The 16080-nt window shown below is 59.7% G+C and carries 17 protein-coding genes; 9 read left to right on the top strand and 8 right to left on the bottom strand.

The genetic code is table 11. The annotated features are described in order from the left end of the window. Nucleotides 1–34 precede the first annotated feature (34 nt). On the top strand, nt 35–700 hold the full coding sequence (locus NLK60_RS18200; protein ID WP_254811010.1) for a helix-turn-helix domain-containing protein: 666 nt from the start codon (nt 35–37) through the stop codon (nt 698–700). A 58-nt stretch (nt 701–758) separates the two neighbouring features. Next, entirely contained in the window at nt 759–1166 is a 408-nt protein-coding gene (locus NLK60_RS18195) for a DUF7344 domain-containing protein (protein ID WP_254811009.1), read from the top strand. A gap of 588 nt (nt 1167–1754) precedes the next feature. Here NLK60_RS18195 and NLK60_RS18190 read toward each other — a convergent pair. From NLK60_RS18190 to NLK60_RS18165, 6 genes are all read right to left on the bottom strand, one after another. Then, nucleotides 1755–2972: a CBS domain-containing protein gene (locus tag NLK60_RS18190; protein ID WP_254811008.1), complete on the bottom strand. Its 1218-nt coding sequence runs from the start codon at nt 2970–2972 to the stop codon at nt 1755–1757. A 300-nt stretch (nt 2973–3272) separates the two neighbouring features. Beyond that, the gene (locus NLK60_RS18185) at nt 3273–3719 is read right to left on the bottom strand and encodes a universal stress protein (protein WP_254811007.1); all 447 of its coding nucleotides are present in this window, start codon (nt 3717–3719) and stop codon (nt 3273–3275) included. 367 nt (nt 3720–4086) lie between these two features. After that, nucleotides 4087–4224 carry a DUF7560 family zinc ribbon protein gene (locus NLK60_RS18180; protein ID WP_254811006.1) on the bottom strand — a complete coding sequence of 46 codons (138 nt, stop codon included), beginning with the start codon at nt 4222–4224 and terminating at the stop codon, nt 4087–4089. 604 nt (nt 4225–4828) lie between these two features. Further along, complete coding sequence (locus NLK60_RS18175; protein WP_254811005.1) at nt 4829–5230, bottom strand: universal stress protein; 402 nt, start codon at nt 5228–5230, stop codon at nt 4829–4831. A gap of 186 nt (nt 5231–5416) precedes the next feature. Further along, a complete protein-coding gene (locus tag NLK60_RS18170; RefSeq protein ID WP_254811004.1) occupies nt 5417–6373 on the bottom strand; it encodes an electron transfer flavoprotein subunit alpha/FixB family protein in 957 nt (318 codons plus the stop codon). A gap of 58 nt (nt 6374–6431) precedes the next feature. Continuing rightward, nucleotides 6432–7223 carry an electron transfer flavoprotein subunit beta/FixA family protein gene (locus tag NLK60_RS18165; RefSeq protein WP_254811003.1) on the bottom strand — a complete coding sequence of 264 codons (792 nt, stop codon included), beginning with the start codon at nt 7221–7223 and terminating at the stop codon, nt 6432–6434. Nucleotides 7224–7342: 119 nt separating this feature from the next. Between NLK60_RS18165 and NLK60_RS18160 the strand changes: the two genes are divergently transcribed. Then, on the top strand, nt 7343–9340 hold the full coding sequence (locus tag NLK60_RS18160) for a 3-hydroxyacyl-CoA dehydrogenase/enoyl-CoA hydratase family protein (protein WP_254811002.1): 1998 nt from the start codon (nt 7343–7345) through the stop codon (nt 9338–9340). Between the two features lie 22 nt (nt 9341–9362). Here NLK60_RS18160 and NLK60_RS18155 read toward each other — a convergent pair whose 3' ends face one another. Beyond that, a complete protein-coding gene (locus tag NLK60_RS18155) occupies nt 9363–9779 on the bottom strand; it encodes a nuclear transport factor 2 family protein (RefSeq protein WP_254811001.1) in 417 nt (138 codons plus the stop codon). Nucleotides 9780–9876: 97 nt separating this feature from the next. Here NLK60_RS18155 and NLK60_RS18150 point away from each other — a divergent pair, with 97 nt between their 5' ends. From NLK60_RS18150 to NLK60_RS18140, 3 genes are all read left to right on the top strand, one after another. Further along, nucleotides 9877–10092, top strand: coding sequence for a DUF7979 domain-containing protein (locus tag NLK60_RS18150; protein WP_254811000.1), 216 nt, complete (start codon nt 9877–9879; stop codon nt 10090–10092). Nucleotides 10093–10155: 63 nt separating this feature from the next. Then, nucleotides 10156–11130, top strand: coding sequence for an MBL fold metallo-hydrolase (locus tag NLK60_RS18145; RefSeq protein ID WP_254810999.1), 975 nt, complete (start codon nt 10156–10158; stop codon nt 11128–11130). Between the two features lie 81 nt (nt 11131–11211). Then, complete coding sequence (locus NLK60_RS18140) at nt 11212–12846, top strand: FAD-dependent oxidoreductase (RefSeq protein WP_254810998.1); 1635 nt, start codon at nt 11212–11214, stop codon at nt 12844–12846. 130 nt (nt 12847–12976) lie between these two features. Here the strand turns inward: NLK60_RS18140 and NLK60_RS18135 are convergent, their stop codons facing one another. Continuing rightward, on the bottom strand, nt 12977–14185 hold the full coding sequence (locus NLK60_RS18135; protein WP_254810997.1) for a phenylacetate--CoA ligase family protein: 1209 nt from the start codon (nt 14183–14185) through the stop codon (nt 12977–12979). 173 nt (nt 14186–14358) lie between these two features. On the opposite strand from NLK60_RS18135, the gene NLK60_RS18130 reads away from it, so the two are divergent. The 3 genes from NLK60_RS18130 to NLK60_RS18120 all read left to right on the top strand — a co-directional run bounded on the left by NLK60_RS18130 (nt 14359) and on the right by NLK60_RS18120 (nt 16079). Beyond that, nucleotides 14359–15117 carry a glucose 1-dehydrogenase gene (locus NLK60_RS18130; protein ID WP_254810996.1) on the top strand — a complete coding sequence of 253 codons (759 nt, stop codon included), beginning with the start codon at nt 14359–14361 and terminating at the stop codon, nt 15115–15117. Between the two features lie 130 nt (nt 15118–15247). Then, complete coding sequence (locus tag NLK60_RS18125; RefSeq protein WP_254810995.1) at nt 15248–15643, top strand: RidA family protein; 396 nt, start codon at nt 15248–15250, stop codon at nt 15641–15643. Nucleotides 15644–15674: 31 nt separating this feature from the next. After that, nucleotides 15675–16079, top strand: a complete 405-nt coding sequence (locus NLK60_RS18120) for a nuclear transport factor 2 family protein (protein ID WP_254810994.1) — start codon at nt 15675–15677, stop codon at nt 16077–16079. Nucleotide 16080: the final 1 nt, after the last annotated feature.

Raw genomic sequence — 16080 nt, 5'->3', positions numbered from 1 at the left:
TGTACGACCGACCAATCTAGTCTCATAAGCGAGCATGAGTGTAATAACGGAGATTCGCATTCCATCCGACGACTTCGAACTCGGCCAAATTCTCAGTTTAGAGCGAGCGTCGGCGGTCGAACTCGAAACGCTCGTCCCGAGTGGGGGCGCTACCGTGCCACTTTTCTGGGTCTACGAACCGGTCGAAAACGGCTTTCTCGATTCCGTCGAGCGCTATCCAACGGTCAATAGCGTCACAGATGTGGACGTCTTCGACGACCGGACGCTGTTAAGACTCGACTGGGATGCGAGCCAGGATCACCTTTTTGAGTGCATTTTGGAACACGAAGGGCAAATACTGAGTGCAACTGGATCACCGGAAGGCTGGAATTTCGAGATTCGATTCGCAGACCGCGAAGCATTGAGTCAGTGCCAGACCTGTTGTGAGGATGCGCACATCTCTCTGGAGATAACCCGTATATATAATCCGACAGACCCCGATGCTGGCCCGTGGTACGGTTTGAGTGAGCCCCAACGAGAAGCGCTTACACTTGCCATCCGAATGGGATACTACGACATTCCACGAGGCTGTACGACTGCGAAGTTAGCTGACGAACTCGGAATTTCCGATCAGGCAGTGACGGAGCGACTGCGTCGGGCCATCGGTGCGTTCGGAAGACACGCGCTTCTCACGCCCGAGTCAGCGGCGAACATGGACTGACCGATTCCATTATACACCATGGGACAGAGCCAGGCAATTGGGCCTCCGTTATGAGAGTATGGATGAGAGTCGAGAGCTGGGGACACGTGATATCCAGTCAATTGATGCGGTTTCCGGTTCTTCAAGGCATGAGAGAGCGATCTCCCCCAATACGGTTCTGTCAGCAGTAGCGGACGAACATCGACGTGCCATCCTCGACGCGTTGGACACCGCCTCCGAGAAGACACTGGAATACGATGTGCTCGTAGATCGCGTTGCAGACCGGGTTCGGGACGATGACACGAAACGGGAGTCAGCCGAACACCGACAACGCGTCCGGATCACACTTCACCATACCCATCTTCCAAAACTGGACGAGGCTCGGATAATCGACTATGAGGCTGAAACGGGGCGCGTCCAGTTTATTGGCGGTGAACTGGAACGAGATCTCCTCACGTTGGTCGAGTCGTACGACGTCCACAAGTGAGAAACGGGTGTGGTTGAAAATGAGTAGCTCCAGTTTCAAACTTAGTTCACCTATTTAGCATCTGGTGTTCTTCGCCAAGTGAAGAAAGGTGGGCCTATTTGTCGAGTCGCTGCGATTCGGGAGGGGAGAATTGGGAGGGGTCGTGTTTCCCGGCATTGCAACAACGCGTGGATTTCGAAATTCTCTCGGATCTGACTATCGATTTCGATGGTTTCTGGACGATGAAAGATCGGAATCCGTTCGACGAACCACTAGAGTGTTCAAAGATCGATCGAATTAGTTTGAAACGATCGAAGCCAAAACGCTGAACCGATGCTCAAAGTCGGTCACGCAGATTCTGGCAACATTGTGGCAATTTCCACGAATTTTGCTGATCGGGGGCGCATATTCAGTAAACCTATCTTAGAAATTGTCTAATCCGAGTTCGACAAGATCCTACCTGAACCCATTCGTGCAGGGTGAGCCGTACCAGCCCGAGGGGGATAGGTAGGAACCGGTAGTAAAACAAATTTCTGAAAGCAATCGACGTACGTCGGTCGTCCCCCTGTCGTCTCGGCTCACGTTGTTCGGTAAGTGTGCCTAATACCGTCATCCACCGAGCCACCAGCCGTAGAGCTTCTCCTGTTCCTCGACGTCGGGTTGCTTCATCGATCTGTCGTAGGTCTTCCCCTTCAGGAGTTGTCGTTCGACGGCGTTCGCGGCGAGGCGGATCGCGTGTGTAGCGCCGTAGCCCTCGCCATCGGCGGTGAAGTAGCCCCGATCGGTGACCAGCCGGATCCGTGCCAGCACGAGCGGCACGCCCCGCCTCTGTTCCTTGTGCTCTTGTAGTTCGATGCTGGCCTTGATCACCTGCATTTCGCCGTACTTCGAGGTCACGCTCTCGATCAATGCCGAGACGCCGTCGTAGTCAATACTATCGAGCAAGTCGATACCGAATACTTGCACGGGGTGGCGTCCGTTGTCCCGCTCCCAGGTGAGCGCCTCAATGACGTCCGTCGTCGTAACGATGCCGATGGGCTTGTCCGTCTCACTGTCAGTGACGACGAGCGAGGAGATTTCCCACTCGAACATCGTCTCGACCACCTCGTCGAGCGTTGCGTCTCGCCCGATGGTCACGACCATATCGGACATCAGATTCCGAACCGGCAGATCGAGCATCCGATCGGAATCTCCCTCGCGCGCGCCGAAGCCCCCGTGGCTCCCACCGGTGGCTTTCCCACCGCCGCCGCCGAAGTTGCCGGATGAACCACCCTGGCTCCGACTCCCACCTCGCGTCGTGAACTCGATGACGTCGTAGAGACTTAGCATCCCCACTACTTCGTCGTCCTCGACAACCGGGAGATGGGCGATGCCCGATTCCCGTAGCGTGTTGAGTGCTTTCCCGATACCGGTCTCAGGGGGGACGCTGATCAACTCGCCCGAGTACGCCTCGGTGACGGTCGCCGCGTCGAGGAACGGGCGGACGGCCACGAGGACGGCATCTGCGGTTACGACGCCGTAGACGCGGCCGTCGTCAAGCACGGGAAGTGTCTTGGCGTCGCTCCCGATCATGAGCCGTGCGACCTCGCGGACGTCCTCGGTGCGTTCAACGGCCGGGACGTGTTTGACCTGGGAACCGACCTTCTTCGAAGGCTGATTAGACGAGGATGCCAGCTGTCTACGGCTGACGATGCCGCGATACTCGTCTCCGTCCGTAACGACAACGGCATCTAGTTCCTGATTCTCGAACGCTCCTGCAACTTTAGAGAGGGGTGTCCCGACGTCGAATTCGGTGAACGACGTGGAAACGATCTCGGTGATGTCCATCTTGACTCTCTCTTGGTAGAGGTTCGCCGTACGGTTATGACTGTCCCACCGACCGGGGGTGAGGAGCCGTGAGCTCAAACTCAATTCCAGTGGGATGATTCGATTACGGAACAGGGGTGGCAGAAATCGACTACATGATAGAGAGGGTGAGGGGATCGTAACAAGGGGTGAAATCGAAATTCCCTTGTAATTCGGCACCAGGGAATTTGGTACTCCTACTCCAATGTGAAATCAATATTGTTGCTGCGCCCTCAGCGGATATATCTTGTAAGGTAGGCAACTGCAATTTCGTTGGTGGTATTACCTGACAACGGTGACTGGAACGGTAGCATGCTCGACGACATCTCGTGCCACGCTCCCCAAGAATTCGATGGCTCGTTCCGACCGACCCCGGTGACCGACGTAGAGCGTCTCGAACGCTCCCTCCTCAGCGTAATCCGTTATAATCCTCGCTGGTTGTCCGTAGCGTAGTTCGCCCGATACGGTTTGTCCCCGCTCCGCTGCAAACTCGATTGCCTTGTCCAAGATCTCTTGACCGTCCACCTCCGCGGCGTCAAAGCTATCGATGATCAGCCTGTCCCGACGGTCAGATTCGGATATCGGCTCTCCACCGCCAGTATCATAGATATCCGGTTCAATCGCGTGGACTAGTGTGATTGATCCGTCGGTCGCGTTAGCAATATTTGTGGCGTACGCAAGCGCCCGATTGCTCTCCTCGGATCCATCAACAGCGACGAGCAGATCCATACCAAACCATTGGGGCCAGAACCGTTAAAACAGTCGTCTACTCTAACGATCTGGGAACGATTCTCCACCCCCTCGGGGCCCGACCGTCACATCGGCCAAGCGGAAAGATCATAGATACTTTCGAACACCCTGTCCCCGGCGAATCAGCTTCTATTTCAACTTTGGGTCTCTGTGAGATATCTCGCTGCTGCATTCGCGCTGTGTATTCAGCATGCCCCTCTTGTCAAGTAGTGAGGGGTTCAACAGAGCCATATTGAAAGAACTCCCTCGAGAATTATACGCCGAACAGGCGCAATACCACGCCCTTCAGGGAGTGGATACGCGACATCAATTGATTAAACTGCATCAGGCGAAGATGCAACCGCCCTCAGAGGGGCGTCGCATACTCCTGGGACACACTCGAGCCACACAGAGGACACCCGTGTGCCACCGTTGCCTCTAACACCGCACGGTCCACCGACAACTGTTGTCCGCAATCGGGACAGGTAAGTTCGTATTCAGGCATGGATACTAACCTCGCTCTAACTAGTAGGAGGGCTCTATCTCCCAAATGTGTACAACCCCCATATGAGGGGTCAGTTAAGTGCCCACCAGGATGGAGTCGGTTATCAGTTTGGCAATCCGCTAGGGAGAGATGAGACCTAGCTCGAGGAGATCAGATAGAGAAAAACTTGACTAGTTCCGGCCAGTAGTGTCATATATTACGCAATAGTTGAAAAGTGGCTGTAGCGTGTTACTATAGTACAGATGAGATAATATTAGCTACTTATTTGATTTATCTCCTCAATACAACCCGGATGCTCGGCTTTCACTGTATAAAACCACTCGATAGTCGATTTTCCAATGCATACGGCAAAAAGATAGTGTTTGGACCTCCAATAGTGCTCACCACACAGATAGTGGCCTTAGTACACTATATCGACTCCTAACGCCAATTAGTGTCTCGATCGGTTTTACTGAGCGGTCACGTAGATGAGTATAGGTAAAATAGCATTCATACAAATAAAGTTGATATTTTAGCGAGAGAATCCTCAATCTCTTTCAGTTCCCACCAGTCCCGACTCGAGGATCCCCGCCCGGAAATGATCTCGTCGCAAAAATTTGAGAGGCTATTCTGTCTTTGAGGCGCTCGTCAGCAACACTGGCAGATCAGTGTTCAGGAACACTTCCTGGGTGACGCTGCCAAAGAGTGCTTTTCCGGTGGGCGACCGTTTTCGACCAGCGATGGAGATTGCATCGACATCGTGTTCTTCCGCCGCTGCCAGAATTTCTTCTGCCGGCTCGCCGCTCTGTCCCTCGAGTGAAACGGCATACCCCGCGTTCTCGAGTATCTCTTTCGCACGGCGGACTGAACCGACCTGTGTTACCGACGCCCCAGACGGATTGTCGGTAAAGACGTGAAAGAGCCGGACGTGTGTCGATTCGGGGTCGAAATCCAGTCGTGTCAGCGACTCTGCCTGCGATTTCGCGCGCGATTCGTCGTTATCGACTGACAACAGTATTGTAGACATACCTGAGCGTTCGGTTGCCGTGACTATATAACTACGGCTGATTCCAACTAACTCAGAAGTCAACATTTTATTACCAACTCGAGCGTCTCTGTGCGCCTCCTAACACGGTCACTCCACTCGAGAGCCCTGACGAGAACGATTTCCTCCGACCTTTTTTCGCGACCAAAATAAGCTCGCGTGAGCAACTTACGAGAACTGTTCGATCAATGCCGGCACCACGTCGAACAGATCGTCGTGAATCGCGTAGTCGGCGATGTCCATGATCGGCGCGTTCGGGTCCGTGTTGATCGCCACGATCGTTTCCGACCCTTTCATCCCTGCAACGTGCTGCACAGCGCCGGAGATACCGATTGCAATGTACACCTCGGGCGTGACGACCTTGCCGGACTGGCCGACCTGCCGGTTCGCCGGCAACCACCCAGCGTCCACGATCGGCCGTGACGACGACATCGTCGCTCCCAGTGCCGCTGCCAACTCCTCGATCAACTCGAGGTTCTCCTCTTCGTCGATACCGCGGCCGACCGACACCAGCAGGTCCGCCTCGCTGATGTCCACGTCGCCGCCCGCGACTTCCTCGAACCCGTTCACGCTCGAGCCGATGGCGTCCTCGTCGATCTCCGCGTCGAAGGCCTCCACGGCGGCTGAACCCTCGCCTTCGGCGATGGGCCACTCCGCGCCTCGGATGGAGACGACCACCGGCGTTCCCTCGACATCGACGGTCGTTTCGACTTTCCCGCCGTACATCTCGCGCGTCGCCGTCAGCGTCTCCCCAGCCGTCTCGAGGGCGACCACGTCGGTCACCAGCGGCACGTCCAGCCGGGTCGCCACCGCAGGCAGGTAATCGAGGCCGTTCACGCTGTTCGCCCCAAGCACGTAACTCGCCTCGAGCGAGTCGACCAACTGGGTTACCGCCTGCGTATAGACGTCGTGGTTGAACTCCTCGCCGTAGGCGACCGTGTGAATCGCGTCTACGCCCTCGCGGTCGAGTCCCTCGGCGTACCTGTCTACGTCGCCGCTGATGACCGCCACGTGTAGATCGCCGCCGGTCTCTTCGGCCAGTTCCGCACCCGCCGTGAGCAACTCGAGGCTGACGTCACGGAGTTCGCCCTGGCGGTGTTCGGCGATAGTGAGGATATCGCTCATTGGCTTTCACCTCGGGTGATGATAATGACTCCATCGCCCACGGAGTTGGCGATGGAACTCATTGGGCCACCCCCTTCTCGCGCAGCAGTTCAGCCAACTGCCCAGCCGTATCGTCAGCGCTTCCTTCGAACACGGTCGTATCGCTCTCGCTCTCCGGTTCGTACATCGAGGTAAGTTCCAAATCACCAGCAACGTCGCCAGCGTCGACACCGAGATCAGCCAGCGTCTGGTGGTCCAGTTCCTTGCGCTGGGCCATCCGAATCCCCCGGAGACTGGCGTAGCGCGGCTCGTTGATACCTGTCTGGATCGATAGTACTGCCGGCAGGTCGACGTCGGTCAGTTCCTCGAGGCCGCCCTCGAGTTCACGGTGAACCGACGCTACGTCGGCGCCGTTATCCAGGTCGAGCTGGTTGACGACCGCCGCCCACTGCGTGCCGACGGCTTCCGCCAGCGCGACGCCCGTCGCCCCGAAGCTGTCGTCGCCCGACTGTACGCCAGTCAGCACGAGATCCGGCTCTTCGGCTGCGACCACGGCCTCGAGAATCGCGACCTTCGCACCGACGTCCAGCAGGTCGACCTCCTCGAGGGCGTCGTCCCACACCCGGATAGCGCGGTCGGCGCCTTTCGCCAGGGCTTGCCGAATCGTCTGTTCAGTGTCTTCGTCACCGATCGTGACGGTGACGACCTCGTCGACGATGCCGTCTTCGGACAGTTGGACGGCCTCCTCGATGGCGTAATCGTCCCACTCGTTGAGATCGGCGCTCAGATAGCGCTCGTCGATGGCGGTGCCGTCGATTTCGAACGCGTCGTCGACAGTTGCCACTTCCTTGACCGTGACCAGTATCTTCATCGTGTGTGGGTAGGAGATGCGCAGTGGAGGATTATAAGCCTATACAGTCGCCCGTCGTTTTGCCACAGACACCTGGCCTCGATGTCAACATTCACGTACCCGCGGCGTGAGAGTCGCGTATGGACGCGAGTGACATCGAGACGCTGTGCGTTCTCGGAGCGGGAAGCATGGGCCACGGCATCGCCGAAGTGGCTGCCATCGCTGGCTACACCGTCAGACTCCGGGACATCAACGACGAAATGGTACAGAACGGCTACGAGAAGATCGAGTGGAGCGTCGACAAACTCGTCGAAGGCGGCCACCTCGAGGCAGAAACCGGCGAAAAGACGCTCGAGCGAATTACTCCCATAGTCGATATCGAAAGCGCACTCGAAGACGTCGATCTGGTGATCGAAGCCGTCCCAGAACGGATGGATATCAAGCGATCGGTGTATGAGGAAGTCGACGAGTACGCGCCAGAGGACGCGATTTTGGCGTCCAATACCTCGAGTCTGTCTATCAGTGAACTGGGGGCCGTCACGAGTCGACCCGAGCAGGTGTGTGGGCTGCACTTTTTCAACCCGCCGGTACGGATGGAGCTGGTCGAGGTCGTCGCCGGGGACGAAACCGACGAGACGATCCTCGAGACCGCCCAGACGTTCGTCGAATCCATCGACAAGACGCCGGTGCTCGTCTCGAAGGACGTTCCCGGCTTCGTCGTCAACCGAATTCTGGTCCCCTTGCTCAACGAAGCCGCCTGGCTGGTGGCGACGGACGAGGCCACGATTGCGGAAGTCGACGCGAGCGCCAAGTTCGGACTCGGACTGCCGATGGGCTGTTTCGAACTCGCCGACCAGATCGGCGTCGACGTCATTCTCGACGTGGTCGAACACCTCCACGATACGCTCGGCGACGGGTACGAACCCGGCCCGACGCTGATCGAACAGGTCGAGACGGGCGATTACGGCAAAAAAACGGGAGCCGGTTTCTACGACTACGAGGACGGCGGGGTCGAGATATCGCCAACCGACAGTGTCAGCGCGGTCGAGGACCGACTCCTGGCCGTGATGGCCAACGAAACCGCCAAACTCGTCGGCGGTGACGTGACCGACGCCGCAACCGTCGACGAAGCTGTCGAACTCGGCGGTGGCTTCCCAAACGGCCCGGCCCGAATGGCCGACGACCGCGGCCTCGAGGCCCTGCTCGAAACGCTCGAGGACGCCGGCGAACAGACGGGGCACCCACGTTACGAGGTGGCCGATTACCTTGCCGAGCGCGCGACGGCGGGCGGCTTTTTCGACACCGATTCCTCGAGCGAGCAACTCGAGTTCGAGTCGCTCACCCTCGAGTGGCTGGGGAGTGACGGCGAAACGAGCGAGGAAGTGACCGACGAACGGGTCGCGGTCGTTACCATCGACCGACCCGCGAAGATGAACACGATCACGCCGACGCTACTCGAGGACCTCGACGCGGCCCTCGACGTCGCCATCGATTCGGGTGCCCGCTCGCTCTTGCTGACCGGAACCGGCGACCGGGCGTTCTCTGCAGGTGCGGAAGTCCAGACGGTCGTCGGCGACGGCGATCCACTGGCGGGAGCAGCACTGTCCCGCCGCGGCCAGGCGGTCTTCGGCCGTCTCGAGACGTGCCCGATGCCGGTCGTGGCTGCCATCGACGGCTACTGCTTCGGTGGCGGCATGGAACTCGCCACCTGTGTCGACCTACGGCTGGCGACCCCCGACTCGACGTTCGGCCAGCCCGAGCACAATCTGGGCTTGCTCCCGGGATGGGGTGGCACTCAGCGACTCCAGCGCCTGATCGGAGCGAGTCGAGCCAAAGAGATTATCTTCACCGCCGCTCACTTCGACGGCGAAACGATGAGCGAGTACGGATTCGTGAACGAACTGGTCGATGATGAGGACCTCGAAGACCGTGCCGGTGAGCTCGCACTCGAGCTGGCAGCCGGCCCGCCGATCGCCCAGGAACTGACCAAGCGCGCGATGGACGTCGGCTGGGACGATCTCGATGCCGGCCTCGAGGTCGAAGCCCAGGCGTTCGGTCACCTGATGAATACGGATGATCTAGCCGAGGGGTTAGCGGCGTTCTCGGGCAAACGGGACCCAACGTTCGAAGGGAAGTAGTCTGGGTACGGACTCGAGACGTTCAATTACCGTACGCGCCAGTATCCGCGTGGACCACGTTTTCAACTGCGGCGAACTTCCACTCACCGTCGACCCGCCGGTAGGTGTCCTCGTACGTCCCGGCGAGCCAACCGGGCTCGCCGTCGCCGGTCGAATAGAGCACCAGCAAGTACCATCGGCCGGTCGCACGGTCCCCTTCGACCTCGAGCAGCGGCATCAGGGCGAGGTGCATGCTGTACGTAAACAGATCGTCGATGACCTCGGTGGCAAAGGTCGCCAGTTCGTCGTGGCCCTCGAGTCGGTCGTACGCACCGTAGTCGACGACCGCATCCTCGGTGAAGCAGTCGACCCAGGCATCCCACTCGCCCCGGTCGATATGGTGGCCGTACGCCGCTCTGAGCCTTCGAATCTCGAGGTGATCGCTGGAGTCAGTAGGCATAGTCAGCACTCATAGCCGAGATCCATGAGCGTTTGGGCGGCGGGTGAAGATTGCCGCAATGACAAGGATAAGCATAACATGGCAGTAACTATCTTACATGCGGCAGTGTTCAGCATTCGCCCTCGAGAAAACGGACTACGTACCGGCCGACGCCCGGGTAAAAGATTACGACGAACTATCGGACGACGACCAGTCACTGGTCACAGCCTTGCTCACCGGTGAATCGAACGGGTATCCGTCGGCCAATGGATGTGGGCTCAGGTCCGGTGAGTACGTCAAATTCACCGGCTACTATCGCGTCGACTGCGCGTAAAATCAGCCACTATTCGTCGGTGCCTGACCACAGAGTTATCACGATGACCCGAGAGTCCGAACTATGAACGACGTCGAGCGCATCGCCATCCCCACACCGTTCCAGATCGGCCGCGTCAACTGTTATGCGATCACCCGCGGGAGCCTCACACTGATCGATCCGGGCCCGCTGACCGACGACGCGTACACAGAATTGACGGATAGCCTCGAGGGGCTCGGCTACGCCACCGAAGACGTCGACCGAGTCCTCATCACGCACCCCCACATCGATCACTTCGGTCTGGCAGATCGGATCCGAAACGAGTCCGAGGCAACGATATGTGCCCACCGCGATGCCGTCGACGTGCTCGCCGACCCGACGGCGAACTTCGAGCGCGAACAGGCGTTTTTCCGGCCGTATCTCGCCTCGGTCGGCGTCCCCGAACAGTTACTCGAGACCGTCGTCACCTTGCCCGAATCGTACAACCGATTCCGCGAGCCCGTGGCCGTCGACAGGGCGCTCGCCGAGGGCGACGAAATCGTCCTCGATGAGACGACGACCCTCGAAGCGATCCATACGCCAGGTCACGCACCCGCGTCGGTCTGTTTTCTCGACCGCGAGCGCCAGTCTGCCTTCACCGGCGACCACGTCATGGCCGACATCTCCCCGAACCCGTTGCTCACCCTCGAGCCGGGAACGACCGACCAGCGAACGCGGAGTCTGCCGGACTATCTGGCAGCCCTCGAGCGCATCGCGACCGAGGACGTGACGACCGGCTACGGCGGCCATCGGGATATCATTCCGGATATCCCGAATCGAGTCGAGGAGATCGTGGCTCATCACGACGAACGAAGCGACCGAGTGTCTGGATTGCTCGCCGATCACGGACCGATGACGCCCTACAAGCTGATGACTCTGGAATTCCCCGACCTCCCGGCGACCGAAACCTTTGCAGGGATGTCCGAAATTATCGGTCATCTGGACGTGCTTGAGGACGCAAGTCGTGTCGAAAAAGTCGAACGTGATGAGCAGAGTACGTACGAGCTCATCGACGCCTAAGACGGCGTACGCCCAGTCACTCACGACAGACTCATCCCACATTCGGAATTGCTTAGTACGTGGCGCGTGAGCGCATATCACATGACAGCTAGCAGAGAGTCCAGTGACCTCGTCGTCGTGGGGTCGGGCGTCGGCGGCGTCGCAACCGCCGCAACAGCAGCGGCGAAGGGTGCCTCGGTAACGATTCTCGAGAAGGGGGCCGTCATCGGCGGCTCGAGCGGGCTCTCGGGTGCACAGTTGTGGATACCCGGAAACGACCACATGCGCGATCTCGGTCACGAAGACTCGGTGACGGAAGCAGTTGACTACCTGACCCACCTCGCTGGCGACCACTACGCCGACGAGGGGGCAGCCCGGCGCTACGTCGAGCGAGCCCCCGAAGCCGTCGCCTACTTCGAGGCCGAACTCGGTCTCGAGGTGCAGTGCATTCGAAACATGCCGGATTACCACAGTGACGGTCCCGGCGGGAAAGACGAGGGGCGCTATCTCGAGCCACAGCCACTCGACAGGGACGAAATCCCCGCCGACTTACCGAACTCGCCACACCTCCCGGGCGGGGCGACGAACGACGAACTGTTGACCTGGGGTGGTGCGTTCACCGCACAGGAGTGGGACTGGGAGACGATCACCCGCCGACGCGAGGAGGGTATCGCCACGATGGGAACGGCGCTCATCGGCTACTTCCTCCGGTCGGCCGTCGAGAACGGGGCCGTCGTCCACACTGAAACACCGGTCACCGACCTCCTCGTCGAGGACGGCGAGGTCGTCGGCGTCGAATACGAACGCGACGGCGAGACACGGACGATGACCCCAACCGGGGGCGTCGTCCTCAACACCGGCGCGTACGACTGGAACGCCTCGCTCATCGAATCCTTCGAAGGTACCCCGGCGGAGTACGTCGCCTCCGCTGCCGTTCCCACCGCGACCGGTGACGGCCACACGATGGCCGCCCTCGAAGGCGCGAAACTCGGGGTCTATCCGCCCGTCGGGAGCGCGAAAGGCTTCTTCGTCGCCGTGCCCGGTCGCGAGTTTCTCGAGGCTCCGCTCTATCGCTACTGCTACAACGTCGGCCTGCCACACGCCATCGCCGTCAACGCCCACGGCGAGCGTTTCTGTGACGAATCGTTTTACCCTAAACAGGCCGCCTCGCTGTACGATCCGACCGGAGAGTACGAGGACTTCCCGCCGTACATGATCTTCGACGAACAGTACAGGCAGAAGTACCCGCTGGGGTCGACACTCCCCGGAAAAGAGTTCCCCGAAGAGTTCCTCGCCGCCGAAGCCGACGACCTCGAGGACCTGGCCCACCAACTCGAGATGGACGCCGAAACGCTCACCGCGACGGTCGAACGCTTCAACGGGCACGCCGAACGGGGCGAGGACCCGGACTTCGGCCGTGGCGAAAACGCCTGGGGACACGTCTGGGGTGGCGACCCGGGCCACGACCCGAATCCCAACCTCGGTCCGCTAACCGAACCGCCGTACTACGCCGTCAGACTGTACGTCGGCCTCTCGAGTATGGGCAACGTCGGCCTGATCACCGACCGGAACGCCCGCGTTCTCGACTGGAACGACGACCCCCTCGAGGGCCTCTACGCCGTGGGCTCGGTCTGTGCACCAGTCGAGTGGGGCGTCGGCTACCAGAGCGGTCTCCAGAACGGCCGTGCGATGACCGACGGCTATCTGGCAGCACTGGATATCGTCGACGACGAGTGAGGCATTGAACGAACGTTCAACCCTGATCAACGGGTCCCTGACTCGAGTGGTGCTTTGCTCAGCTTTCAATAGTAATTTAGTAGTAACTCCAGATTTATTTGGTAGCAAGACAATAGTAAATTGTTCGTGGTCAGTACCGTTCGTCGACCACCGCTGGGCCGTCCTCGAGGTCGTCGACGGCCGTCACTTCGTCGGGTCTGACGAGCAAGCGATCAGCCAGTGCGTCCTCGAGGGCCCGCTCGTCGACTTCGCCTTCGACCGTCACCGCCAGGTAGTCGCTGCCGCCGTCACTCGAGATGGTGAGTCGGTAGACGAACGGATTCAGCCCATCGAACGAACCGAGGACGAGTGGGATTCCCTGTGGGTACACTTTCACGCCCTTGATTTTGTGCATCTCGTCAGTCCGCCCGAAGACGCCCTGGGGCATCATCACGGTCGAGCCGTCGACGTGCGGACTCGAGCCTTCCTCGAGGACGCTTAAGTCGCCCGTCCGGTAGCGAAGCATGCCGCCCGCCTCACGGTCGAGGTGCGTGAGGACGACTTCGCCACGTTCACCCAGCGGCAACACGTCCCCAGTTTCGGGATCCACGATTTCGACGATCATGTAGTCGTCGACGACGTGCAACCCACACTCGGCGGCGCACTCGAGGGCGACCGGCCAGGCCTGTCGCAGGCCGAAACAGTCGACGGCACACTCGAGGTCGCCGAAGGCCTCGTGAACCTGTTCACGGCGGCCGTCGACGGAAGTGAACGGTTCGCCGCCGCCGATGAAGATGTCGAGAGACTTCCCGCCGTGTTCGGCGACCTCGAGGGCGAAACTCGGGTTCGCCCAGAGTACGTCGACGTCGAACTCGTCGATTCGGGCGGCTTTCGCCTCGGAGTCCCCGGGACCTGCAGGGATGACTTCGATGCCGTTGTACTCGAGCGCCCGGTGGAGTAGATACCCGGTCCCGAAGCCGTGGTAGCCGAAGGCGACCATCGCCCGCATACCCGGTTCCATGCCCAGCCGTTCGAAAATGCGTCCGTGGACCTCTGCATAGCGAGTAATGTCCCCCGGCGTTTCGAACACCGGCAGTTCACTGTCCTTCGCCGGCGTGAACGAAATCATCGCCCCTTCTTCGTGAAGCGACCCCGTCGGAGGGTTGGACTCGACGTCGGCGAGCAAGTCCTCGGTCGTCGTCAGCGGCAACGACCGAAAGTCCTCCCAGGAGGAGATCGCACCGGGCTCGAGCCCTGCCGTAGAGAAGACGTCTTCGTACAGCGCCACGTCAGCGTAGCGCTCGAGTTGGTCCTGTAGCTGTTCGAGTGTGTGCTGGCCGTAACAGTCGTAGAGTCTCATGGTTTCAACTGGCGTGGCTCGTTTTCCGAGCCGGTATGGTAAGGCGTTGCACCGTCACCATCAAATAGCTACCCCTCTCGAGGAACGCTTTGCCGACCGTTCCCGGTTCGCCACCAATCTATCGGCTTGGCCAGAAGATGATTTTATATAACTTGACTGTTCAACGAGTGAACATGGCATACGAGTTCGAAGGCAAGGCGGCCATCGTCACCGGCGGCGCGTCGGGGATCGGACGAGCAGCGGCGAAACGCCTCGCCAGCGATGGCGCGAGCGTCGTCGTGGCGGACGTCGACCGAGATGGAGGCGAGTCAGTCGTCGACGGAATCGAATCGAGCGGTGGCGAGGCGACGTTCGTCGAAACCGACGTCTCGAACGAGTCGTCAGTCAAAAATCTCGTCGACACGACCCTCGAGACGTACGGATCGCTCGATATGGCGTTCAACAACGCTGGCATCGAAGGCGACAACGAGCCGACCGTCGACCAAACCGTCGACAACTGGGACTGCGTCGTCGACGTGAACATGAAAGGCGTCTGGCTCTGTCTCAAACACGAAATCCGGGCGATGCTCGAGGGTGAGGGCGGTGCCATCGTCAACACCTCATCGATATCGGGGCAGACGGGCGCGGGTGCAGCCCCGTACGTCGCGACGAAACACGGGATTCTCGGACTGACCCGGACGGCAGCCGTCGAGACCGCACAGGACGACATCCGGGTCAACGCCGTGTGTCCGGGGACCATCGACACACCCCTCTCACAGCGATTTCAGGAGAAAACCCCCGAAGCGTTCGAACAGTTCGTCGAGATGCATCCCATGGGGCGGCTTGGCGAACCCGAGGAGATCGCCGACGCCGTAGCCTGGTTGCTCTCGGAAGAAGCGTCGTTCGCTACCGGTGATATGTTCCAGATCGACGGCGGCTACATGGCACTCTAGATTCCAGCAATCTGTTGCCCGTTCGTTTTCCGGTGGAAATATTTCTCGCTACGAGGCAGTCTCGAGGATCGTTCGCACGCGCCTCGAGTTCGAGGTGAGCATATAAGTCCCTCCTCGAGAATGCGTGAACATGGCTCGAGAGACCATCACCCACGAGGACCTACCGGATTCGTCCGGTCACAGTTACAGTCACGCCATCGTCGCCGATGGCCGTCTCTACATGTCGGGGCAGGTCGGGATGGACGCCGACCGGAACCTGGCCGGCGAAGAAATGACCGCACAGGCGAGACAGGCGTTCGCGAACGTCGAGAAGATTTGCGAGGCGGTCGACCGCGACCTCCAGGACGTCGTCAAAGTGACCGCACACATCGTCGACCCGCACAGTCGATTCGCCGAGTATCAGGCCGTCTGGGACGAGACCTTCGAGTCACCGTACCCGTGTCACACCGTCCTCGGCGTCGAGCAACTGGCCGGACCCGAGTACCTGATCGAACTCGAGGTCGAAGTCCCCCTGGGCGACGGGTAAACGTTTTGTCCGTCGGGTGTGACCACGTCGTATGGGACGTACTGACGCGGAGAGTCACCTATATGAGTTGCTGCAGACGACGTACTTCGACTCAATCGACGGCGGCGACGCCGAGACGGCAGTCGAAGCAATGCACGACGACGTCGAGTGGACGCACACGCAGGTGTGGGAACACGATGGCCACACCAGCCAGGCGACGGACACCCTCGAGGGCAAAGCCGCCGTCCACGACTTCCTCGCTGGCCGCATCGATGAGATGCAAGCCGAAGGCATCGAGCACAAAATCCGTGACGTGGTCGCGAGCGGCGACAAAGGAGCGTTTCGAGCCGCAGTCGTCGGCCCAAACGGCAACGCCCTGCCGTTTCTGGGCTGGGTCGAACTCGAGGACGACGTGATTCGGACGTACACGGTAACCCCCGAACGAATGCCCGAGTGAA

The organism is Natronosalvus amylolyticus (genome assembly GCF_024298845.1).
Lineage (GTDB): Archaea > Halobacteriota > Halobacteria > Halobacteriales > Natrialbaceae > Natronosalvus > Natronosalvus amylolyticus.
This window is presented reverse-complemented; position numbering and strand designations above follow the sequence as displayed.